This window comes from Aeromonas sp. 1805 (assembly GCF_013085525.1).
Classification (GTDB): Bacteria; Pseudomonadota; Gammaproteobacteria; order Enterobacterales; family Aeromonadaceae; genus Aeromonas; species Aeromonas hydrophila.
In genome coordinates this window covers 3,254,497-3,275,776 of record NZ_CP038515.1, presented here as the reverse complement: position 1 = coordinate 3,275,776, position 21,280 = coordinate 3,254,497, and the positions used below count along the sequence as shown (strand labels likewise).

At 62.7% G+C, this 21,280-nt stretch carries 18 protein-coding genes; 12 read left to right on the top strand and 6 right to left on the bottom strand.

The window, feature by feature from the left end:
- Positions 1-14 precede the first annotated feature (14 nt).
- Positions 15-671 (bottom strand): GTP cyclohydrolase I FolE, encoded by a 657-nt coding sequence (gene folE / locus E5E96_RS15425; protein ID WP_011705496.1) that lies wholly within the window; start codon positions 669-671, stop codon positions 15-17.
- Between the two features lie 305 nt (positions 672-976).
- Here folE and moeA point away from each other — a divergent pair, with 305 nt between their 5' ends.
- Positions 977-2,203, top strand: a complete 1,227-nt coding sequence (moeA, locus tag E5E96_RS15420) for a molybdopterin molybdotransferase MoeA (protein ID WP_171282530.1) — start codon at positions 977-979, stop codon at positions 2,201-2,203.
- Positions 2,200-2,955: a molybdopterin-synthase adenylyltransferase MoeB gene (gene moeB / locus E5E96_RS15415; protein ID WP_171282529.1), complete on the top strand. Its 756-nt coding sequence runs from the start codon at positions 2,200-2,202 to the stop codon at positions 2,953-2,955. Before moeA ends, moeB begins: the two co-directional genes overlap by 4 nt.
- A 102-nt stretch (positions 2,956-3,057) precedes the next feature.
- Here the strand turns inward: moeB and E5E96_RS15410 are convergent, their stop codons facing one another.
- The 3 genes from E5E96_RS15410 to E5E96_RS15400 form a co-directional block, all read right to left on the bottom strand.
- Entirely contained in the window at positions 3,058-4,248 is a 1,191-nt protein-coding gene (locus tag E5E96_RS15410) for an amino acid aminotransferase (RefSeq protein WP_171282528.1), read from the bottom strand.
- A gap of 175 nt (positions 4,249-4,423) precedes the next feature.
- Positions 4,424-5,365 carry a hypothetical protein gene (locus tag E5E96_RS15405; RefSeq protein WP_171282527.1) on the bottom strand — a complete coding sequence of 314 codons (942 nt, stop codon included), beginning with the start codon at positions 5,363-5,365 and terminating at the stop codon, positions 4,424-4,426.
- A 230-nt stretch (positions 5,366-5,595) separates the two neighbouring features.
- Complete coding sequence (locus tag E5E96_RS15400) at positions 5,596-6,717, bottom strand: porin (RefSeq protein WP_017409876.1); 1,122 nt, start codon at positions 6,715-6,717, stop codon at positions 5,596-5,598.
- Between the two features lie 381 nt (positions 6,718-7,098).
- On the opposite strand from E5E96_RS15400, the gene dinG reads away from it, so the two are divergent.
- The 3 genes from dinG to E5E96_RS15385 all read left to right on the top strand — a co-directional run bounded on the left by dinG (position 7,099) and on the right by E5E96_RS15385 (position 10,985).
- Positions 7,099-9,171, top strand: a complete 2,073-nt coding sequence (dinG, locus tag E5E96_RS15395; RefSeq protein ID WP_171282526.1) for an ATP-dependent DNA helicase DinG — start codon at positions 7,099-7,101, stop codon at positions 9,169-9,171.
- Between the two features lie 173 nt (positions 9,172-9,344).
- Positions 9,345-10,004, top strand: a complete 660-nt coding sequence (locus E5E96_RS15390; protein WP_171282525.1) for a DUF2057 domain-containing protein — start codon at positions 9,345-9,347, stop codon at positions 10,002-10,004.
- An 84-nt stretch (positions 10,005-10,088) separates the two neighbouring features.
- The gene (locus E5E96_RS15385; RefSeq protein ID WP_171282524.1) at positions 10,089-10,985 is read left to right on the top strand and encodes a histone deacetylase; all 897 of its coding nucleotides are present in this window, start codon (positions 10,089-10,091) and stop codon (positions 10,983-10,985) included.
- 185 nt (positions 10,986-11,170) lie between these two features.
- Here the strand turns inward: E5E96_RS15385 and E5E96_RS15380 are convergent, their stop codons facing one another.
- Positions 11,171-12,319, bottom strand: coding sequence for an MFS transporter (locus E5E96_RS15380; RefSeq protein ID WP_171282523.1), 1,149 nt, complete (start codon positions 12,317-12,319; stop codon positions 11,171-11,173).
- A 371-nt stretch (positions 12,320-12,690) separates the two neighbouring features.
- Positions 12,691-13,641: a ribosome biogenesis GTPase YlqF gene (gene ylqF / locus E5E96_RS15375; RefSeq protein WP_016351290.1), complete on the bottom strand. Its 951-nt coding sequence runs from the start codon at positions 13,639-13,641 to the stop codon at positions 12,691-12,693.
- Positions 13,642-13,973: 332 nt separating this feature from the next.
- Here ylqF and E5E96_RS15370 point away from each other — a divergent pair, with 332 nt between their 5' ends.
- From E5E96_RS15370 to uhpB, 7 genes are all read left to right on the top strand, one after another.
- Positions 13,974-15,365, top strand: coding sequence for an alkaline phosphatase (locus E5E96_RS15370; protein ID WP_171282522.1), 1,392 nt, complete (start codon positions 13,974-13,976; stop codon positions 15,363-15,365).
- Between the two features lie 23 nt (positions 15,366-15,388).
- The gene (locus E5E96_RS15365) at positions 15,389-16,783 is read left to right on the top strand and encodes an alkaline phosphatase (RefSeq protein WP_171283240.1); all 1,395 of its coding nucleotides are present in this window, start codon (positions 15,389-15,391) and stop codon (positions 16,781-16,783) included.
- Positions 16,784-16,833: 50 nt separating this feature from the next.
- Positions 16,834-17,517: a hypothetical protein gene (locus E5E96_RS15360; protein ID WP_171282521.1), complete on the top strand. Its 684-nt coding sequence runs from the start codon at positions 16,834-16,836 to the stop codon at positions 17,515-17,517.
- 80 nt (positions 17,518-17,597) lie between these two features.
- A complete protein-coding gene (locus E5E96_RS15355; RefSeq protein ID WP_253264648.1) occupies positions 17,598-18,329 on the top strand; it encodes an ABC transporter substrate-binding protein in 732 nt (243 codons plus the stop codon).
- 231 nt (positions 18,330-18,560) lie between these two features.
- Positions 18,561-18,956, top strand: coding sequence for a nucleoside diphosphate kinase regulator (gene rnk, locus E5E96_RS15350; RefSeq protein WP_011706600.1), 396 nt, complete (start codon positions 18,561-18,563; stop codon positions 18,954-18,956).
- A gap of 189 nt (positions 18,957-19,145) precedes the next feature.
- The gene (gene uhpA / locus E5E96_RS15345; protein ID WP_171282519.1) at positions 19,146-19,736 is read left to right on the top strand and encodes a transcriptional regulator UhpA; all 591 of its coding nucleotides are present in this window, start codon (positions 19,146-19,148) and stop codon (positions 19,734-19,736) included.
- Complete coding sequence (gene uhpB / locus E5E96_RS15340) at positions 19,733-21,253, top strand: signal transduction histidine-protein kinase/phosphatase UhpB (RefSeq protein ID WP_011706602.1); 1,521 nt, start codon at positions 19,733-19,735, stop codon at positions 21,251-21,253. The genes uhpA and uhpB overlap by 4 nt, the downstream gene beginning before the upstream one ends.
- The last annotated feature ends 27 nt before the right edge of the window (positions 21,254-21,280 follow it).

The window sequence follows — 21,280 nt, the reverse complement described above, 5'->3', positions numbered from 1 at the left end:
CGTCTCCGGGCAGATCAGCGCTTCAGGCCGGCCAGGAATTCGGCGCGGGTATCAGGCTGGGTCTTGAACACCCCACCGAGGGAGGTGGTGGTGGTGTAGGAGGTGGAGTCCATCACGCCGCGGGCCTTCACGCAGAAGTGGGTCGCCTTGATGCTGATGGCCACATCCTTGGTGCCGAGCAGGGTCTGCAGCGCCAGCAGGATCTGCTGGGTCAGCCGTTCCTGCACCTGGGGGCGGCGGGCAAAGAACTGCACGATGCGGTTGATCTTGGAGAGCCCGATCACCTTGCCACGGGGGATGTAGGCCACATGGGCCAGCCCGTCGATGGTGACGAAGTGGTGCTCGCAGGTGCTGGTGAGGCTGATGTCCCGCACCATGATCATCTCGTCCACCTTCATCTTGTTCTCGATCACCGTCACCTTGGGGAAGGTGGCGTAATCGAGGCCGGAGAAGATCTCGTTGACGTACATCTTGGCGATGCGGTGCGGCGTCTCCGCCAGACTGTCATCGGCCAGATCCAGCCCCAGCGTCTCCATGATGGCGCGCATGTGGCCTTCGATCTTCTCCCGCTTCTGCTGACCGTCCAGTGCATTGGCCACCAGAGGTGTTTCGAGGCCCTCGGCCTCGAGGGCGGCCCTGACCAACAGGGCTTCCCGACTTAAGCTCGTCATCTTGTTCCTCTCCCACGCTCAGGGACTGTGATGGCCGCCTTGTCTATGACGGCATTCTGTTTTGGCGCAATAGTAAACGGCGATTATTGTCATAATTCAAGCTAACTCAAGCCCGTTCCCTGACTTTATGCCAATCAGGCGAATTTTACCCCGCCGGCGCTCCCCATACGGGGGTACCCTTTCGCTCCGGTCGCTGCCTATCTGTGCAGCCAGTCGGTTTTATCCCGCGGCAACCTGCCCATCCAGCTGGATTTTTGGGATAATCCGCCCTCTACTCCCCCTCCATCACACAATGAGGTCATGACATGGGATTTGATACCAGCGGACTACTACCCCTGAGCGACGCCCTGCAAGGCATGCTGGCACAGCTTGACGGCTGCTGCGACAGCGAACAGCTGCCCCTGCCAGAGGCCCTTGGCCGGGTACTCGCCATGGATATCGCCTCCCCCCTCTCCGTACCTCCGTTCGACAACTCCGCCATGGATGGTTACGCGGTGCGGCTGGCTGATCTCGCCGGCGGCGCTCCCCTCATCATGGTGGGCAAGGCCTTTGCCGGGCAGCCCTATCAGGGCGAGTGGCCCGCCGGCCACTGCGTGCGCATCATGACCGGCGCCCCGGTGCCGGCCGAGACGGATGCGGTGGTGATGCAGGAAGAAACGCAGGCCGACGGCGACAGGATCACCTTTTTGACCACGCCGGTGCCCGGCCAGAACATTCGCCGCCGCGGCGAAGACATCCGCGAGGGCGCCAGCGTGCTCGCGGCCGGTACTCGCCTCACCGCCCGGGAGATGCCGCTGCTGGCCTCCCTCGGCATTGCCAGCGTGCCGGTACGTCGGCCGCTCAAAGTGGCCATATTCAGTACCGGTGACGAGCTCAAGCCGGTCGGTACCCCCCTTGCCCACGGCGACATCTACGATTCCAACCGCTACGGCGTGCGGGCCATGCTGGATCGCATGGGCTGTGATTGTCTCGACCTTGGCATCATCCCGGACGATCCGGCCCAGCTGCGCGCCGCATTCCAAAAGGCCGATCGCGAGGCCGACGCCCTCATCACCACCGGCGGCGTCTCGGTGGGGGAAGCGGACTTCACCAAACAGCTGCTGGAGGAGCTCGGCGAAATCGGCTTCTGGAAGCTGGCCATCAAGCCGGGCAAGCCGTTTGCCTTCGGTCGTCTGCCCCACGCCTGGTTCTTCGGCCTGCCGGGCAACCCGGTCTCCGCCATGGTCACCTTCGATCAGCTGGTGCAACCGGCGCTGGCCAAGCTGGCCGGCCAACGTTTCGAGCGCCCGCTTCAACTACAAGCCATTGCCGCAGAGCAGCTCAAGAAGGCGCCGGGCCGGCTCGACTTCCAGCGCGGCATCCTGACTCAGGGGCCAAACGGCCTGGAGGTGCGCAGCACCGGCTCGCAGGACTCCGCCGTGTTCAGCTCCCTGTCGCAGGCCAACTGCTACATCGTCCTTGAGCGCGAGCGGGGTCGTGTCGCAGCAGGCGAGACGGTCACCGTCGAACCGTTCGGGGGATTACTGCTGTGAGCGAAATCCTGAGCGATGCCGAGCTCTTGCGCTACAACCGCCAGATCATCCTCAAATCCTTCGACTTCGAGGGGCAGGAGGCGCTCAAACAGGCTCATGTGCTGGTGATCGGCGCCGGCGGCCTCGGCTGCGCCGCCAGCCAGTATCTGGCGGTGGCCGGGGTCGGCCAGCTCACCCTGGTCGATTTCGATCGGGTGGAGCTCTCCAACCTGCAGCGCCAGGTGCTGCACACCGATGAGCGCATCGGCCACTACAAGGTAGACTCCGCCGCCCAGTCCCTGCGCGCCCTCACCCCCTGGCTCAAGGTGGAGACCCACGCCGCCGTGGCCGACGAGGCGCTGCTCGATACCCTGTTGCCCCGCCACCAGCTGGTATTGGATTGCACCGACAACCTGGCCATTCGCAACCTGCTCAACCAAAAGGCCCGCCAGCACGGTGTGCCGCTGGTCAGCGGCGCCGCCATCCGGCTGGAGGGACAAGTCTGCAGCTTCACCTGGCAGGAGGGGGAACCCTGCTACGCCTGTCTCAGCGCCCTGTTCGGCGAGCAGGCGCTCACCTGCGTCGAGGCGGGGGTGCTGGCCCCCGTGGTGGGGCTGGTGGGCAGCCTGCAGGCGCTCGAAGCCATCAAGCTCTTGGCGGGGATGGGCCGCAGTTACAGCGGTCGCCTGCTGATGATCGACGGCCTTGGCGGTACCTTTCGTGAAATGAAGCTGCCCAAACGCCCCGACTGCCCGGTCTGCTCGCACGGATGAACAAGGCCGTTTTCGCATCATGATGCGGCTATGAGAAAAGACGAAAAAGCCCGTCGGGTCTCCCCGGCGGGCTTTTTACTGAACGGATATCGGCGGTGGTGCTTACAACACCTTGGCGATGGCATCGCACAGCGGATCTATGTTGGCGCGGGTGATACCGGCCACGCTGATCCGGCCCGAGCCGACGATGTAGATGGCAAACTCGCTCTTGAGGCGTTCCACCTGATCCTTGGAGAGACCGGAGAAGGAGAACATGCCGTTTTGCTCGCGGATAAAGCTGAAGTCCTGGTTCACGCCGCGCGCCGCCAGTCTCTCCACCAGCAGCTCACGCATCTCGCGAATGCGCACCCGCATGGCCGCCACTTCTTCCACCCACTCGGCATAGAGAGCCGGATCGCTCACCACGGCGGTGACGACGGCGGCACCGTGTGACGGCGGGTTGGAGTAGTTGGCACGAATGACAGTCTTGACCTGAGTAAAGGCCACATCGGCAATCTCCTTGGTCGCACTGACTAGGGTGAAGGCGCCGACCCGCTCGTTGTAGAGGCCGAAGTTCTTGGAGAAGGAGCTCGCCACCAGCAGTTCGTCGTGGCACTCGGCAAAGATGCGCAGACCTTCGGCATCCTCTTCGATACCACGGGCAAAGCCCTGATAGGCGAAGTCAAACAGCGGCAACCAGCCGGCGGCAGCACTCTGCTTGGCCAGTGCGCGCCACTGATCAGCGGTCGGGTCAATACCGGTCGGGTTGTGGCAGCAGCCGTGCAACAGCACCAGATCGCCTGCCTGCACTTCAGCCAGCGAGGCCTGCATGGCGGCAAAGTCGAGGCCCTTGCTGGCCGCATCGTAGTACTTGTACCACTTGACGGTCAGACCCGCGGCCTGGAACACGCTGACGTGGTTGGCCCAGGTGGGATCGGAGATCCAGACAGTCTTGGCCAGGCCGTTGCGCACCACGAACTCGGCGGCGATGCGCAGGGCACCGGTGCCGCCCGGCGCCTGAGCAGTCTTGGCCCGGCCGCTGGCGACCAGCGCAGAATCTTGCCCGAACAGCAGTTGCTGCACGATGCTGCCATATTCGATATTGCCTTCGATACCGAGGTAATTCTTGGTCTTCTCGTCGGTCAAGAGCTTCTGCTCGGCTTTCTTGACGCAGTGGAGAATGGGGGTGGCACCGGTCTCATCCTTGTAGATCCCGACCCCCAGGTTGATCTTGTGGCTGCGAGAGTCAGCACGGAAGGCTTCGGTCAGGCCCAGGATCGGATCCGCTGGGGCGGCAACAACCTTTTCAAACATGGTATTCCCTGTATTCCGTTGAGTTCGTTGGCTGGCAAAGCGTGTTGGCACACCGTCCGTGACACGCAAAACACGTGGCAAACAAAAGCGCCCATCTGGCGAGCGCTTCGTCAACTCTTTATATCACCGTGCAGGGTGGGGGCAAACCGCTTTTTCGGCCGGATCTGCGGCAATCTCAACCGATGGCATACCACTGCGGCGCCAACGCGCACACCTCAGCAGACAAGCCACCATTGGACTCAACCAAACCGCTACAAACTGCTAACAATGACTTGGGGATCCGGCTCGGCTCCCAGGGACGGGAATCGGTCAGCGGCAGGGCATAGGCCGCCATGATGGGAGCCAGTGAGGTAGGCAGCCACCAGCTAGCCGGACGGCCCAGCCGTTGGGCCAGGGTCAGCACCCGATCCACCCCGCTCGGATCGAGAGAGGTAAGATGGCTCCACTGCACCTGGGGCGGCAGAGCGGCGATCACTTGCTGCAGCGCCTGCTGCGCCGAGGCGGGAGCCCAGACCAGCAGCGTCCCCACCGGCAGCATCAGCTCGGCAAAGGCACCGACGCTGTCGGTGGTGATCACCCGCAGCAGCTCCCCCTCCCCCCACAGGATCTTGCCAAGGCCGGCCAGGGTACGCTCAGGTAGTGCCACCTCGCCGAGCGCCTGCAACCAGGGGGCGGCATCGAGCAGGGTGCCGCCGCTAAAAAACAGGCTGAACGGCTCAGAGGCGCGCAGACGCAGCAACTGATCGGCACAGAGCCGGATCCCCTTGTCTTCAAAATCGATCTGCTCGTTGGGGGAAAAGCTCACCTCGCTCTTGCGATAGAGCGCCGCGAGCACCCGCTCGTTGACCTGCTCCGCCAGCTGCCACCCCTGCCCATGCAGCCACTCCTCCGGGGTCGGTGGTGCCGTGGCGATCTCGGCCAGCGTCAGTTCACGAGTCAGGTAGCGGCGGCCGGCAGGTGTCAGCTCATAGTGGTGGTTGCCCAGCGCCAGTAGCAGCTGGTTGTCCTTGAGCAGGCCCAGCAGGGGTTGCCACTGACGGGCGCGGACCACCGAGGTGGGGTTGTCCAACAGCTGGCGGGCCAGCTCCCGCCACTGTGGGTGACTAAAGTCAATCAAGCGTCATCCTTCCCTGTCTGCCGAACATACTGCAACGAGCTGAATAATCTAGCGATTCGCTGACTAGGAGCCAAGTACAGAAAAGAGACAACGTGAACTGGCGCAAACCAAACAGGAGAAGGAGAGAATGATCAACAGAGGGGAACAGAGACAATCAGATGGGAAACAGATAAAACAAAACGGCCAAGCAAGCTTGGCCGTTTATCAACTAAATCAGCGCAGAGGCTAGATTAGAAGTTGTATTGCAGGGCAACAGTCCACTCGTCGTCCATCTTGTCGATACCCTGGATTTTGTACTCGGTGTAGGCTTTCAGCTTGGAAGTGAAAGCGTACTGTACGCCCAGCAAGGTTTCGTCAACGATGTCTTGGTACTCAGCACCAGCTTTGTTGGAAGCAACTTTACCTTCAGTGAAGTTGTAACCAGCCAGGAAAGTCCAAGCATCAACGTTGTAGGAAGCAGCCAGCTCGTAGCCACGGCCTTTGTCTTTGTCACCACCGGTGGTGGTGTCATAGCTCAGGTCTGCTTGGGTGTAGACACCGGCGAAGTAGAAACCGTTGATGGCGTAGTGCGCACCCAGTGCCCACTCTTTCTTGTCGCCAGTGTTGTTGGTTGCGGTATTTTCCAGATCGGAGTAGGCGTAACCTGCGTTCAGACCCAGACCGAAGTCGAAGTCATAACCGGCAGCAGCGGCATAACCGTAGTTACGCTTAACATCTTTGCCGTACACCGCTTTTTCTTTGATACCTTGACCAACATCGGTAACTTTAACGGCTTTGTCATCGTTGGTTTGATAGGACAGTTTGCCTTTGAAGCCGCCGTAGGTGTTGGAGTAGATGACCTGACCTTCTTGACGACCGTCATAGAAGTTACCTACATCGCCCCACTCGTTGAAGATATCGGTCGGTTCCAGCACGTCGTAGAACGCGGTGTCAGTCTGACCGAAGATGATCTTACCGTACTGGGTGCCGTCGAAACCAACGTAGATGTGGCGGGAGTCAAACTTGTTGGCAGAGTTTTCAGCAGAAACTTGCCACTCGGTCTTGGCGATACCGGACCAGGTGTTGTTCAGGGCAATCTTGCCGGACCAGCCCAGACGGGAAGAACCAACCAGCTCACCATCGACATCAGAGTAATGAGCCGCGGTACCAGGAGTATATTCCGGAGTACCAGTTTCACTGAAACCCCAAGATCCATCGGTAGCAGCTACAGATTTGTTGTGGTCACCGTAGTAGTTAGCCTGAACACGGCCGTATACGTCAAAAGTGGTACCGTCTTTGTCATAAACCACTGCAGCGTTAGCGGCAGATGCAAACAGAGCCGGGATAGCAATAGCCAGAATTGTCTTTTTCATAGTTTCCAATGCCTACTGTAATTAAACACTAAGTCGTTGTTATTCCCTGTGTTAGCGATGTACTTTGCATCACTATGGCGCCGAGACTAGCACCGGGTTTTCCAATCCGCAATGAAAAAACTTGGAACTTTTTACGAAAAGCATAGTCATAGCGGAAAAATTGTGACCTGAATCCCACATTGTTTGCACGTCATGGGAAAACGTTTACAGTGATAACCGCTGGTATTATTCGGTCAGATTGGTGATTTATCACACAATAGCGGTGCCACGCCCTATATAAAGAAGAGGAGGTCGGATCTGTGCGTTGCCACATGCCTCGACCCGGGTTGCCAGTTGCAGGTATCCTGTTCCCCTTCACCCTGTGCAACGGTCATTTTTTTCATGCTGTCTACCCGTCTCAAAACCACCATTCGCAATACCTATCGACAAATTGCCGATGGCTTACCCGGTTTTGTGCCGCGCAAGGAGCAGAATTTTCTGGTGGCCGAGATAGCCAAGACACTGACCGGGGAATATGACAAACAGCGTCGCATCCTGGTGGCCGAAGCCGGTACCGGCATCGGCAAGTCTCTCTCCTATGCCCAGGGGGCCATCCCGGTGGCACGGCTCACCCAGAAGAAGCTGGTGATCTCCACCGCCACCGTGGCGCTGCAGGAACAGCTGATCCACAAGGACCTCCCCTTCTACCACCGCCACAGCGAGTTGCCGTTTCGCTTCATGCTGGTCAAGGGACGCCAGCGCTACTGCTGCGAGCACCTGCTGGAACAGGCCGCAAACGGCAGCGAGATGGCCAACTTCGAGTTCGACTTCGGCAGTCTCAGCAAGCACAAGCCATCAGAATCCGACAAAAGCTGCTATCAGGCGCTGTGGCAGGCCTACACGGACGGTAAATGGGATGGCGATCGGGACAACTGGCCCAAGCCCATCCCCGATCTCTGCTGGGATCGCATCGCCGCCGACCGCCACACCTGCAACAAGGCGCTCAGTCATCATCAACACTGCCCCTTCCACCGCGCCCGCAACGACATGGATGCGGCCGATGTGCTGGTGGTCAACCATGCCCTGCTGCTCTCCGACCTCACCATGGGGGGCGGCATCATATTGCCGCCGCCGGACGAGTGTATCTATGTGCTGGATGAGGCCCACCACCTGCCCACCATCGCCCGTGATCACGGCGCCGCCTCGGCCAGCGTCAAGGGTTCGCGCCGCTGGCTGGAGAAGCTGGCGCAGGGTGCCGGCAAGCTGGCCAGAACCCTCAACAAGGAGAGCCTGCTCGATCCCCAGCTCAAGCTGCAGGATGCGCTGGCCTCCCTGCAGCCGGATCTGAAGGCGCTGGAGCAGTGGCTCGCCGCCAACGACCGGCTGTTCAATGAGGAAAAACACTGTCGCTTCGCCGATGGCGTCCTGCCAGACCCGCTGCCGATGCTGGCGGAAAACCTGAAGGAGGCGAGCAAGAAGGCACTGCGGGCGCTGGACAGAATGCAGGGCGCCATTGGCGAGGCGTTGAAGGATGGCGAGATCCGCCGCAAGGAGGCCGAACCCCTGCTGGCGGAGAGCGGCTTCTATCTGCAGCGGCTGGAGGGTTTTTGTGCCCTGTGGGAGATGTTGGGGCGGCACGTGGCACAAGGCAAAACGCCGTTGGCTCGCTGGATGGTCAAGAGCGATGACGGCGACATCTGGCTGCATGCCTCTCCCATCGAGGTCGGCTATCTGCTGGAAGAGTGGCTCTGGTCCAGGTGTCTTGGCGCCGTGCTGGTGTCTGCGACCCTGACCGCCCTCTCCTCCTTCAGCTATTTTCGCCATCAGGTGGGGCTCAAAGAGCACGACGGCTCCCGCTATCTGCGCCTGCGCTCCCCCTTCGATTACCAGAAGGCCGAGCTCTATCTGCCCAAAATGGAGCACGAGCCCAGCGCCCCCGCCTTCACCCAGGAGCTCATCAGCACCTTGCCCCGCCTGCTGGCAGGCAAGGAGGCGAGCCTGGTTCTCTTCTCCTCTTACCGGCAGATGAACGAGGTGGCGGTGGGGCTGCGGGCCAAGGGGCTCTCCCTGCTGGTGCAGGGCGAAGCCTCCCGCAATGCCCTGCTCACCCTGCACAAGCAAAAGTGCGATGGCGGCCAGGCCAGCATCCTGTTCGGCACCGGCAGCTTCTCGGAAGGGCTGGATCTGCCCGGCCACTACCTCACCAACCTGGTGATCACCAAGCTGCCATTTGCGGTACCCAACTCGCCAGTGGAAGAGGCCACCGCCGAGTGGGTCGAGAAGCGGGGCGGCAATCCCTTCCTGCAGCTGACGGTGCCGGAGGCCTCCCGCAAGCTCATTCAGGCCTGCGGTCGTCTCATCCGCAAGGAGGCGGACAGGGGCAGGGTCACCATCCTCGACCGACGTCTATTGACCAAGCGTTATGGCAAGGGGCTGCTCGACGCGCTGCCCCCCTTCAGCCGTCGGATTGAGTAAGACAAGGGTCGATTGGCTCAGCCAGAACCCGTGCCGTCGCTCGCGTTCGCTTTAAACAGCGGGGCCGAGAGGCAACCCAGGCGCCATAAACGCCTATTGCTGCCCTTGGGCAAACCTGTAAAAATGAGCCCCTGTTTTTCAGTGGGCACTCGCCGACTGTTCAAGGAGATGAAATGAAACTGACTGTTCTGGTGCCGGCCCTGGCTGGTCTGTTGTGGGCAGGTAGTGCCCTGGCCGATGCCCAATTCGAAGTGACCAACCCCTACGTCGTACAGCTGGTCGATGGCCAATCCATCAATCCCAAGCTGCTCGACAAGACGAGTACCTATCCTATCAAAGCTGGCAAGCACCAACTGGTTGTCGCCTTTGAAGGCAACTACTCCAGCCGCAACGAGACCAAGTTGGTCACTGCCGAGCCGCTGGTGATCAACTTCACCGCCGCCGACAACCAAAAGCTGGTGCTGGACTACAAGAAGCCGCGCAACGAAGCTGAAGCCAAGTTGTTCGTCAAAGAGCAGAAAGTCGCGCTGAAAGACAAGAGCAGCAACCAGGTCGTTGCCAGCGAGCAGTTCGTACTGCCGAAAGTCGAAGGCTTCCAGCTGACCCGTGACTATCAGCAAGAACTGATCAACATGGGCAAAGCCTTCAATCAGCCCAAAACTGTTGCCATCTCCACCGCCGCCGTCATGGCCGCCAACAGCGCCCCGGTGCAAGTAGCCCCGAGCAAGGCTCAAAGCAACCCGGAAGCCCTGACCCAGCTGCAAAACTGGTACAACAAGGCCGATGCGGAGACTCGCAAAGCCTTCCAGATCTGGGTGATCCAGCAGCAGTAATGGCGCGCGAGCACTCGTTTCGTGCGACAAGGGGAGCCTGGCTCCCCTTTTTCATATCTGCCTCTCTGCCAAGGCCCTGCCGTCATGTCACTGCGCATCTTCTATCACCCCCTCTACTCCGCCCTGACCCTGCCAGCGCGTCATCGCTTCCCGCTGGCCAAGTACCAGGCGCTGTTCGAGCGGCTCGGCAACCTCGGCTATCCGCTGGCAGAGGCCGCCCCCTCCAGCCCTGAGCAGATCAAACGGGTGCACGATGCCGCCTATGTGGAGGCCGCCCTCGTCGGCACCCTTGATGCAGGCGCAATTCGTCAGCTCGGTTTCCCCTGGTCGCCCCTGTTGATTGAGCGCACCCTGCGCTCGGTGGGGGCCACCCTGGCCGCCAGCCGCCACGCCTTGGAGCAGGGTTGTGGCCTGCAGATTTCCGGCGGCTATCACCACGCCCACCGGGATGTTGGCAGCGGCTTTTGCCTCTTCAACGATCTGGTGATCGCCGCCCAGGTGTGCCTGGACGAAGGGCGCTGCGAGCAGGTATTGATCGTCGATCTCGATGTCCATCAAGGGGATGGCAGCGCAGCACTGTGCCAGGGGCGGCGCGACATCATCACCCTCTCCCTGCACGGGGAGCACAACTTCCCCCGCCACAAGCCCGCCTCCCACATGGATTTTCCCCTGCCAAGCGGCATGGCGGACGATGCCTATCTCACCACGCTGGCAGAGGCGCTCAACCTGGCGCTGCGGCTCTACACCCCCGACCTCATCCTCTATCAGGCCGGGGTCGATGTGCATAAGGACGACGAGCTTGGCTATCTCGCCTTGAGCGATGAGGGGATACGCCAGCGCGATGCCATGGTCTTTGACTGCGCACTGCGGCACGGGCTGCCCATCGCTGCCGTGCCGGGCGGCGGCTACCGGCGCGACTGGCAGCAGTTGATCCCGCTGCATATGTCCTTGTTTGAAGAGGCGAAAAAGCGCTACGGCTAGCCGTTCATCTCTTCGTTCATCTCTTCGTTAATCTCTCCATGAATCTCTAACTGGCAACCGTTGCAAACAACAAGGCGGCCCTGGGGCCGCCTCTTCTTTATACCGGGTACCCTATTGACATCGGGCATCCTAGCACCGTTTTGAACCCCTTGTCGGAAAGTGAGGCTGGGGCCCTGCCGCCCCGTTCAGGCGTGTGCCACCGGCGTCGGGTGTTCACCCAGCTTGCGCAGCAACATCAGCAGATAAAGGCACGACACGCCGGCGATCACGATGAACAGCTGATTGTCCGAGTAGTGCTGCATCAACAGCGCGGTACAGGCCGGGCCCAGCAGGCTGCCGATGGTGTAGCTCAGCAGCAGCGCCTGATTCATCGCCACCAGCTGATGGTGCTCAACCTTCTCGCAGGCCCACGCCATGGCCACCGGATAGAGGGTGAAACCGGCGGCGCCCAGCACAAACAGCGCCGGGCCCATCGCCACACCGCCGAGCATGGCGCAACACCCCAGGATCACCACCAGCACCTGTACCCGCAGCACCGGCAGGCGACCAAACCGATCCGCCAGACGGCCCACCGGCCACTGCCCCAGGATGCCCGCGCTCACCATCACAGCCATCCAATAGCCAATGCCGGCATCGCTCACCCCGCGGTGGTTCAGATAAAGCGGCATCAGGCCGTACAGCGACCCCAATACCATGCCGGAGATGATGCAGCCATCGACCCCGAGCCGTGCCTGCCGCAGCCGCAGCATAGGCCAGACCCGGGTGCTCCCTTGCTGCTCATTGCGCTCACTGACAATGCGGGTGAACAACAGCGGCAGGATAGCCGCCAATATCAGCCCGGTCGCCCAGGGCAGTACCTCCATCAGACCGGTCGGCAGCTTGCTGATCAGCAGTTGCCCGAGCACGGTCCCCAGGTAATAGACCATCATGTAGGCGGCCAGCAGCCGCCCCCGATTGCACGCGTTGCCGCTGCACATCAGCGCGCTCTCCACCACCACCCAGATCATGGCGCAGCCGATGCCGGCGAGGAACCGCCAGCCGAGCCAGCTCCAAAAACCAAGGGTGATACCGAGCCCGACACAGCCAGCGGCAAAGAGGGCGGAGGCCAGGTAGTAGCTGCGGTTGAACCCGTAGCGCTTGATCAGCGCCCCCGCCAGCAGGGTGCCCAGCAGGTTGCCACTGAAATAGGAGGAGCTGACCATGCCCACCTGCCAGGTCGGTAGATTGTCATGGGCCAGCCAGAGCGGCACCAGGGTGTTCAACACCGCGATGGCCAGCGTGAGCAGCAGCAGGCCGCAGAGCAACAACAGCACTGGCCGGGTGTAGGTGGTCATGGGTAATACCGTGAGGAGAGTCAAAATGCGAGCGCATCATGCCACCGCCAATGCCATTGTCAATCGGCGTTAATTGGCGCAGGGGATGTTTTTTTCGCGCTGGCAACAAATCCTCATTTGGCACAGCGCTGCACTTGCTCGGCAGCCGGCTTATCCCCTTGATTAACGGGTAGTTTGGTGGTGTTGGTGAGGGCATGGCCGGTCGGTCATCCTCATCGACCTTGCGCGGCGCCATGAACATGGCAGCGGAGCGGCACACAAAAGTACGCGACCACAGTGGCCAAGCCGCCCCGTCACTGATGCTCAGTCTGCCCAAAAACGAAGAGGCGGCCCAGGGGCCGCCTCTTGGTGAGTACCAGGCACAACGCCGGTTAGCGCTGACGCTTCTTGGCGTACTTGCGACGCGCCCGTGCCTGACGCTCCTCTTCCCGCTCTGCCTTCTCCTTGGCCTTTTGTTCGGCCTCGGCCTCGGCTTCCACAATCTCGACGCTCACCATCGCCGGGGTCTCCAGAGAGATGCGACCCAACAGGCCTGAGCGGAACTCGTTGACCAGGATCTCGGAGGCCTTGTGCAGATCGGCCAGGCCGCCCTTGCGCATGAAGCCGCGCTGGCGAGCGATAAGCTCCAGCAGTTCGATCTCGGTTTCCGGCAGCTCGCTCAGCTGGTAGCGCGCCTGGATCCGCTCCGGGTAGGCCTTGATGAAGTAATCGGCGGCGAACATGGCGATGTCGGCGTAGTCAAACACCGTGTCCTTGATGGCGGCGGTGATGGCCAGCCGATAACCACAGGAGGGCGGGTTGAGCTTGGGCCAGAGGAAACCCGGGGTATCGGTCAGGATGACGTTGTTGTCGAGCTTGATCCGCTGCTGGGACTTGGTCACCCCCGCCTCGTTGCCGGTGCGGGCGATGATGCGCCCGGCCAGGGTGTTGATCAGGGTGGATTTGCCCACGTTGGGAATGCCCATGATCATGGCACGCACGCCGCGCAGCTCCAGATTGCGCTCCGGCAGCATCTCGTGGCAGAGAGTCAGCAGCTGCTTGATCTTCTCCGGCTCCTGCTGGGTCAGGGGCAATGCCTTGATCCCCTTCTCCTGCTCCATGTGGGCCACCCACAGCTCGGTGATCTCGGGATCGGCGAGATCCGCCTTGTTGAGCACCTTGATCACCGGAGTATCGCCGCGCAGCTCGGGCACCAGCGGGTTTTCGCTGGAGAAGGGGATGCGGGCGTCGAGCATCTCGATGATGACATCGACCTGGGGCATGACCTCGGCAATCTCTTTGCGGGCCTTGTGCATGTGGCCGGGGAACCAGTTGATGGACATATCCGTTACTCTCATCTAGGGACTGCGGGCGCTGGCTTGCGGTGGAGCGAGCGGCGAGCGGTGGCGGACGCAGGGCGTCGCAAGGGGGCGCATTTTACCTGCACACGCCCTGATTTGACAGGCCATTCTAGCCGCCAGCCCGCAATCCGGCCAGATTCGCCCCCACCCGGCCCCCTCGCCCACCGGCGTCCCGTGCTCCGGCTGCATTAATATAAGCTATTGATACAACATAACATTCACGCAACACCTTCATCGGATTGTCATCCCGTTTCACTAAAAGTGTCATCTGCGACCTCTAGGCTGCGCTCAGGTTTTACAAGGAGCGAACCCCAATGAGAAAGATGGCAGGACTTGCATTGATGATCGGCGCCGCCCTGGCCGCCGGCTGCAACTCCAACAACGACAGCAGTGCGCCCGCCCCCGGCGCCAAGAACGTGATCTTCTTCCTCGGCGACGGCATGGGTCTCAATACCCTGACCGCAGCCCGTATCTACGGCGTCGGTGAAGAGGGCAGCCTCACCATCGATACCCTGCCGGAGACGGCCTTCATCAAGACCTTCTCCCACGATGCCCAGGTGACCGACTCGGCCCCCTCCATGTCCGCCTACATGACCGGGGTCAAGAGCAACAACGGCGTCATCAGCATGGACAGCGACGCCACCCAGGAGAGCAACTGCAGCAAGAGCGGCGGCAAGCCGGTCACCACCTTGCTGGAGCTGGCCAAGGCCGCCGGTCGCGGCACCGGCGTGGTCACCACCACCCGGGTGACTCACGCCACCCCGGCCGCCACCTATGCCCACCTCTGCAACCGGGATCTGGAAGCCGACATCGCCGCCCAGCTGGTGCCCGGCGGCGCCGGTTACAACAGCGCCCTCAAAGAGGGGGTGGACGTGGTACTCGGCGGCGGTAGCAGCTTCTTCCTGCCCAAGGCCGACAAGGGCAAGCGCGAGGATGGCCGCAACCTTATTAGCGAAATGCAGGCCAAAGGCTACCAGTTTGCCAGCAATCTGGACGAGCTGAACAAGGCCGAGGCAGGCAAGCCGCTGCTGGGGCTGTTTGGCTCAAGCCACATGAAATATGACCTGGACCGGCCCGCCAGCGAGCCTTCCCTGGCCCAGATGACCCTGGCCGCCATCAAGCAGCTCAAAGACCAGAAACAGGGCTACTTCCTGATGGTGGAAGGGGGCCGCATCGACCACGCCCTGCACGACACCAACGCCAAGCGTGCCCTGCAGGATACCCTCGCCTTCGACAACGCCATCAAGGCGACCCTCGACGAGGTAAAGAAAACCGATCCCGAGCTGAAAAACACCCTGATCGTGGTCACCGCCGACCATGACCACACGCTAGTCCTGAATGGTTATGCCAAGCGTACCGGCAAGACCACCGCCGACAACCCCGGCGTGCTCGGGCTGGTGAAGAACTACGAAACCGGCGAGCCGAGCAAGGATGCCGATGGCATGCCCTACACCATCATCGGCTTTGGCAACGGCTACAACCGGGTGGACGGGCCGCGCAGCAGCGTGGCGCCGCTGGACGACGCCACCGTCTCCGCCAACGACTATCACCAGGAGGTGGTGGTCAAGGTGGGCGAAATAGGCAACGAGACCCACGGCGGCACCGACGTCTTCCTCGGCGCCATCGGCCAGGGAGCGGACAGCTTCCACGGCTCACTCGACAACACCGCCGTGTTCGGCAAGGTCAAGGCTGCGGCCGGGCTGTAAGGAGCATTCCCATGAAAAGAGCCATCAACCAATCCATGAAGCAGAACCTGCATAAAACCCTGGTCAGCACGGCCCTGCTGGCCGCCCTCGGCGGCGCGGCCCAGGCACAGGCAGCCGACGCCAAAAACGTCATCCTCTTCATCGGCGACGGCATGGGCCCCACCGTGCTCACCGCCACCCGCCTCTACAAGGTGGGAGAAGAGGGCAATCTGGAGATGATGAAGCTGGCTCGCAGCGCCCGCATCAAGACCTTCTCCAACGATGCCCAGACCACCGACTCGGCCCCCTCCATGGCGGCCTACACCACCGGGGTCAAGATGAACAACGAGGTGATCGCCATGAGCAGCGACACCAAAGCCGTCGCCCCCGGCAAGGATGTCAACGGCAACAAGGGCGTCAACAACTGCGCCAGCGACAACGGCAAGCCGGTGCCCACCCTTCTCGAGCTGGCCAAGGCGGCTGGCAAGTCGGTGGGGGCCGTCACCACCACCGAGCTGACCCATGCCACCCCGGCCGCCACCTACTCCCACATCTGCCACCGCGATGCCGCCTACGCCATCGCCGAGCAGGCGGTACCGGGCGGTGCCGGCTTCAACCAGGCGCTGGGGGACGGGGTCGACGTGCTGATGGGGGGCGGCGCCAATCACTGGACGCCTTACAACAGCACCAGCAACAAGGGTGGCCGCGCCGACGGGCGGGATCTAACCGCCGAGCTGACGGCCCAGGGCTATCGCTACGTCACCACCAAAGATGAGCTGGCTGGCGTCAACTCGGGCAAGGTGCTTGGGCTGTTCAGCACCAAATCCCACCTCGACTACGAGCTGGACCGCGTCGCCAAGGGGGCAGCCAATACCCAGCCGTCGCTCTCCGAGATGACCGCCAAGGCGATCGATCTGCTCAGCCAGAACAGCCAGGGTTACTTCCTGATGGTGGAAGGGGGCCGGATCGACCACGCCCTGCACGGCACCAATGCCAAGCGCTCGCTCACCGATGCGGTGGCACTGGACGACGCAGTCAAGACGGCGCTCGGCAAGGTGGATTTGAAAGATACCCTGATCGTGGTCACCGCCGACCATGACCACACCATGACCATCAACGGCTACTCGGCCAAGGGCAACAAGGTGCTGGATCTGGTGAAAAATGGCGACGGCTCGACCCAGAACGACGTGGATGGCAAGCCGTTCACCACCCTGGTGTTCGGCAACGGCCCCAACCGTCCCGACGTGCGCCCCACCCTCACCAGCGATCAGGTGATGGCGGACGACTACCTGCAGGAGACCGGGGTCAAGCTCGGCTCCGAGACCCACGGCGGCGGCGACGTGATGCTGTTCGCCGACGGTGCCGGCAGCAGCCGCTTCAAGGGGACGCTGGACAACACCCGGGTGTTCGGCAAGCTGAAGGAGGCGCTCGGCCTGTAAACGGCAGGGCCCGGCAGGGTGCCGGGCCCTGCTCGTTCGAGCGATCACCCATGATGCGATATTTACTTCCGTTGTGGCTGCTCGCCAGCAGCCTCTCTTTTCCCCTCCTGGCCGATGAAGTCCCCGATCTGGCCGCCCGCATCCGCTATCAGGACAGGGTCACCAGCAGCGATGGCATCAGCAAGGAGAGCCAGTGGCAGGAGAAGTGGCTGCGGGTTGGCGATCAGGTGTGGAGCCAGCGGCTCATCCCGCTGCCCCTTGCCCGCGCCTATCACGCTACCCACGATGCCACTCCGGGCCACAAGCACTTCACCCACCAGATGGCGGCGCGCTGGGTGACCCGCGACCAGCAGGGGATGCTGCAACTGTGCTACGCCGACAGCTGGCACAACCAGCTGGTGGAGGTGCCGGAGGAGGAGTACGGCCAGGTGGCCTTCAAGCCCGACTGGCTGCGGATCCGCCACCTCATCAACCCGGCTCTGTTGCAGGAGATGACCCCCCTCGACGAGGCGGCCCCCGAACAGGCACGCTGGTATGAAAAACGCGAGGACAACCAGCGCACCCGCATCCTCTGGTCGAGCCGCTGGCAGCTGCCGCTGGTGGTGGAGTCGGCAAGCCTCGACGGTTATCGCAGCTACCGGATGGAGGTGACCCTCAAGCCCCTGCCAAAGAGCCTGCCCTGGCAGCAGCTGGAGGGCTACCAGACCCTGGATCTGCGGGATTTCTTCGACTGACGGGACGCCCCGAATGGGGTGAGCTGATTTGTGCTGACGGGATGTTACACTCTGTGTACTCATCCCGGATCCGGCCTGCCATGCGTACTTCCCTGCTCTTGCTGCTTTGCGCCCTGCTCTTCCCCGCCGCCCAGGCTAAGGCCGTGGTGGTCATCGCCGCCGAGATCCCCCCCTATGTCATTCGCTCCTATCAGGGCGCCCCGAGCGGCATGGCCATCGAGGTGCTGGAGGAGGCGGCCCGCCGCCTGAAGGAGCCGCTCACCATTGAGCTGATGCCGCTGGCCCGCGCCCTCAGCCAGACCCGCCACCGCCAGGACGTGCTGCTGGTGCCGCCGGTGCGCAGCCCCCAGCGCGAGCCGCAGTTCCTGTGGATTGCGCCGTTGCTGGACGAGGCCTTCGTGCTGGTCAGCCATCGCCAGTACCACCCGGCCCCCATCACCAGCAAAGAGCTGCCCGGCCTCACCGTCGGGGTGATGCGCGGCTCCTATGGCCAGAGCCTGCTGCAGCCCTACCCGCAAGTGAAACAGGCGCTGGTGGCCGAGGAGATCCACAACGCCAGCAAGCTGGCGCTGGGTCGCATCCAGGGCTGGGCGGTGGCCTGGAACAGCGCCCGCTACAACCAGCAGCAGGCCGGCCTGCCGCTGGCGGATCTGGTGCGCGGCGACACCCTGCAGCGGGCTTCGCTCTATCTGGCCGCCAGCCCCCGTTTCCCGGCCGCCGAGGCAACCCGCTGGCGCAAGGTCATCGCCACCATGCACGACGATGGCAGCCTGGCGCGCATCATCAAGCAGTACGATTACCAGGCCCCCTGACAAGCTTGTCAGGATAATTGCCAAAGCAGTCCAGAATGGTTATGGTATCCCCATGAAAGCGCTCATTATTTTATCAAGCCAGCTCACACCCCGTTGAGCCCCCGCCCTCGCCTCCGACAGCGAGTCGTTCGGGGGCATCGCATTCCCGATCTGTTTTTTCGTATCGCACACTCTTTTTCGACCAGCTTGCCCGTCATCCTGGTCCTTTAACCCATTGATAAGGAATATCTTATGAAACAACCTCATCTCGTGATCTCCAGCCTGGATCTCGACCGCATCGAGCAACTGCTCGGCAACCATCCTCAGCACTTGGCCCTGCAGGAGGAGCTGGATCGCGCCGAGATGCGCGAGCCGGCCGACATGCCGCCGGACGTGGTCACCATGAACAGCACGGTGCGCTTCAAGATGCCGAGCAGCGGCAACGAATTCTGCCTGACCCTGGTCTACCCGAAGGACGTGCAGGGTGACGAGTCGAAGATCTCCGTGCTGGCCCCGGTCGGCAGCGCCCTGCTCGGCCTGAAGGTAGGCGACAGCATCGCCTGGCCCGGCCCGGCCGGTCGCACCATCGAGGTGGAGATCCTGGAAGTGGTCTATCAGCCGGAGCGTGCCGGCGAGCTGCATCGCTAATCCTCCCGGGTACGTGCCAAGTGGCTGCCGCAGGCCTGCGCACGTGCCCGCCCCTGATCCCGATCAAGCTTTGCCACAGAAGCGCCGCCGATCCCGCTCACCTGCCCTGCTTTCTCTTGAGCCCGGACGAGGCGGCAGGTATCTTGTTGGCCGCGCCAGCACCCTGGCCGCAGATTTCAGGCTGACATCATGATAAAGATTGCCCTCATCGACGATCACCAGATCGTCCGCTCCGGCTTTGCCCAACTGCTCAATCTCGAACCCGACCTGCAGGTGGTGGCCGAATTCGGCTCCGCCGCCGAGGCGCTGGCGGGCCTGCCCGGCAGCGGCGTGCAGCTGTGCGTGTGCGACATCTCCATGCCGGACCAGTCCGGGCTGGATCTGCTCAAGCACCTCCCTTCCGGCCTCGCCGTGGTGATGCTGTCGGTACACGACAGCCCGGCGTTGATCGAACAGGCGCTGCAGGCCGGCGCCAAGGGGTTCCTCTCCAAACGCTGCAGCCCGGACGAGCTGATCGCCGCGGTGCGCACCGCCGCCCACGGTGGCTGTTACCTCACCCCGGACATCGCCCACAAGCTGGCCTGCAACAGCCAGGATCCGCTCACCAACCGGGAGCGGGAGGTGGCCCAGCTGCTGGCGCGGGGACTGGAGGTGAAGGCCATCGCCGAGCAGCTCGGTCTCTCCCCCAAGACGGTGCACGTGCACCGCGCCAACCTGATGGACAAACTCAAGGTCAGCAACAACGTGGAGCTGGCCCACCGCATGCTGGACAGCTGGTGATCCCCCGTCTTGCCAGCTATGTCGCCATCTCGCTGGCGGCCTGTTTCATCTTTGCCGCAGGCTGGTTCTGCCTGTGGAGCATCGGCCTGCACCTGGCGGGATCGCCCATGCTGGCGGCCCTGCTGTTCCCCTTCGGCCTGCGTCTGGGGCTACTGCTGCAAAGCCCTATCTCCTACTGGCCGCCACTGCTGCTGTGCGAATCCCTGCTGCTCTACTGGCTCAACCAGGAGGTGGGGCTGCCGCTGTGGCCGCTCATTCAGGCTGGCAGCCTGCTCACCCTGCTGCCGCTGCTGATCGCCCGCCGCCAGCCGGTGCGCAACGACTGGCAACAGCTGCTGGTGCTGCTGGCCACCGTCACGGTGGCGGCGGGGCTGCAATCCCTGCTCTGGCATCTGGCCGGCGAGGATGGCCTCACCGCGCTGCTGCTCACCCTCACCGGCGGGCTGACGCTGACCTCCACCTGCATGCTGATCTGGCACTACCTCACCCGCGCCACCTGGGTGCCGCTCGGGCCGACCCTGGTGGATCAACCGGTGGACTGGCGTTTTCGCCATCTGGTCTGGTATCTGCTGCTGTTCGTGCTGAGCCTCTGGCTGCAGCTCGGCCTGCCCGACTCGCTGGTGCGCTTCACCCCGTTTTGTCTGGCCATCCCCATCATGGCCATGGCCTGGCGTTATGGCTGGCAGGGGGCCCTGCTCGCCACCCTGATGAACACGGTGGCGCTGATGGCCGGCCAGGCCTGGCACGATCATCCGCTCGACCTGCTGCTCTCCCTGCTGGCCCAGAGCCTCACCGGCCTGCTGCTCGGCGCCGGCATCCAGCGCCAGCGCGAGCTCAACCAGGCGCTGACCCGCCAGCTCGCCCACAATCGCCAGCTCACCGAGCGGCTGCTGGAGACCGAAGAGAGCATCCGCAAGGAGGTGGCGCGCGAGCTGCACGACGACATCGGCCAGACCATCACCGCCATCCGCACCCAGGCCGGCATCGTGCGCCGCCTCGCCCCGGACAATGCCGGGGTCGGCCAGAGCAGCGCCCTCATCGAGACGCTGTCGCTGGGCATCTACGACGCGGTGCGCGGCCTGCTCGGCCGGCTGCGCCCCCGCCAGCTCGACGACATGAGCCTGGAGCAGGCGGTACGCGGCCTGCTGCGGGAGCTGGAGCTGGAGCGCCGCGGTATCGTCACTCGGCTCGAGTGGCAGCTGGCGGACGCCGGCCTCTCCGATGCCCAGCGGGTCACCCTGTTTCGGGTCTGTCAGGAGGGGCTCAACAACGTGGTGAAACACGCCAATGCCAGCTCGGTCACCATTCGGGCCCACCGCCAGGGCGAGCGACTGACGCTGCTGCTGGAAGACGACGGCTGCGGCCTGCCCGAACACCGCACGCCCCAAGGCTATGGCCTGCTCGGTATTCGCGAGCGGGTGCAGGCGCTGGGAGGCGCATTGCAGCTTTCTTGCGTGCACGGCACCCAGCTGACCGTGACCCTGCCCGGCCGCAAACGGGAGGAGAGTCATGAGTAACACCCAGCCGCAGGGGAGAACCGCCTG

Coding starts and splice junctions, on each gene's coding strand:
- E5E96_RS15410 (WP_171282528.1), bottom strand. CDS start 4,248: ATGTTTGAAAAGGTTGTTGCCGCCCCAGCGGATCCGATCCTGGGCCTG.
- E5E96_RS15385 (WP_171282524.1), top strand. CDS start 10,089: ATGTCACTGCGCATCTTCTATCACCCCCTCTACTCCGCCCTGACCCTG.
- uhpA (WP_171282519.1), top strand. CDS start 19,146: ATGATAAAGATTGCCCTCATCGACGATCACCAGATCGTCCGCTCCGGC.
- dinG (WP_171282526.1), top strand. CDS start 7,099: ATGCTGTCTACCCGTCTCAAAACCACCATTCGCAATACCTATCGACAA.
- E5E96_RS15360 (WP_171282521.1), top strand. CDS start 16,834: ATGATGCGATATTTACTTCCGTTGTGGCTGCTCGCCAGCAGCCTCTCT.
- E5E96_RS15355 (WP_253264648.1), top strand. CDS start 17,598: ATGCGTACTTCCCTGCTCTTGCTGCTTTGCGCCCTGCTCTTCCCCGCC.
- rnk (WP_011706600.1), top strand. CDS start 18,561: ATGAAACAACCTCATCTCGTGATCTCCAGCCTGGATCTCGACCGCATC.
- E5E96_RS15400 (WP_017409876.1), bottom strand. CDS start 6,717: ATGAAAAAGACAATTCTGGCTATTGCTATCCCGGCTCTGTTTGCATCT.
- moeA (WP_171282530.1), top strand. CDS start 977: ATGGGATTTGATACCAGCGGACTACTACCCCTGAGCGACGCCCTGCAA.
- E5E96_RS15390 (WP_171282525.1), top strand. CDS start 9,345: ATGAAACTGACTGTTCTGGTGCCGGCCCTGGCTGGTCTGTTGTGGGCA.
- folE (WP_011705496.1), bottom strand. CDS start 671: ATGACGAGCTTAAGTCGGGAAGCCCTGTTGGTCAGGGCCGCCCTCGAG.
- E5E96_RS15380 (WP_171282523.1), bottom strand. CDS start 12,319: ATGACCACCTACACCCGGCCAGTGCTGTTGTTGCTCTGCGGCCTGCTG.
- E5E96_RS15370 (WP_171282522.1), top strand. CDS start 13,974: ATGAGAAAGATGGCAGGACTTGCATTGATGATCGGCGCCGCCCTGGCC.
- ylqF (WP_016351290.1), bottom strand. CDS start 13,641: ATGTCCATCAACTGGTTCCCCGGCCACATGCACAAGGCCCGCAAAGAG.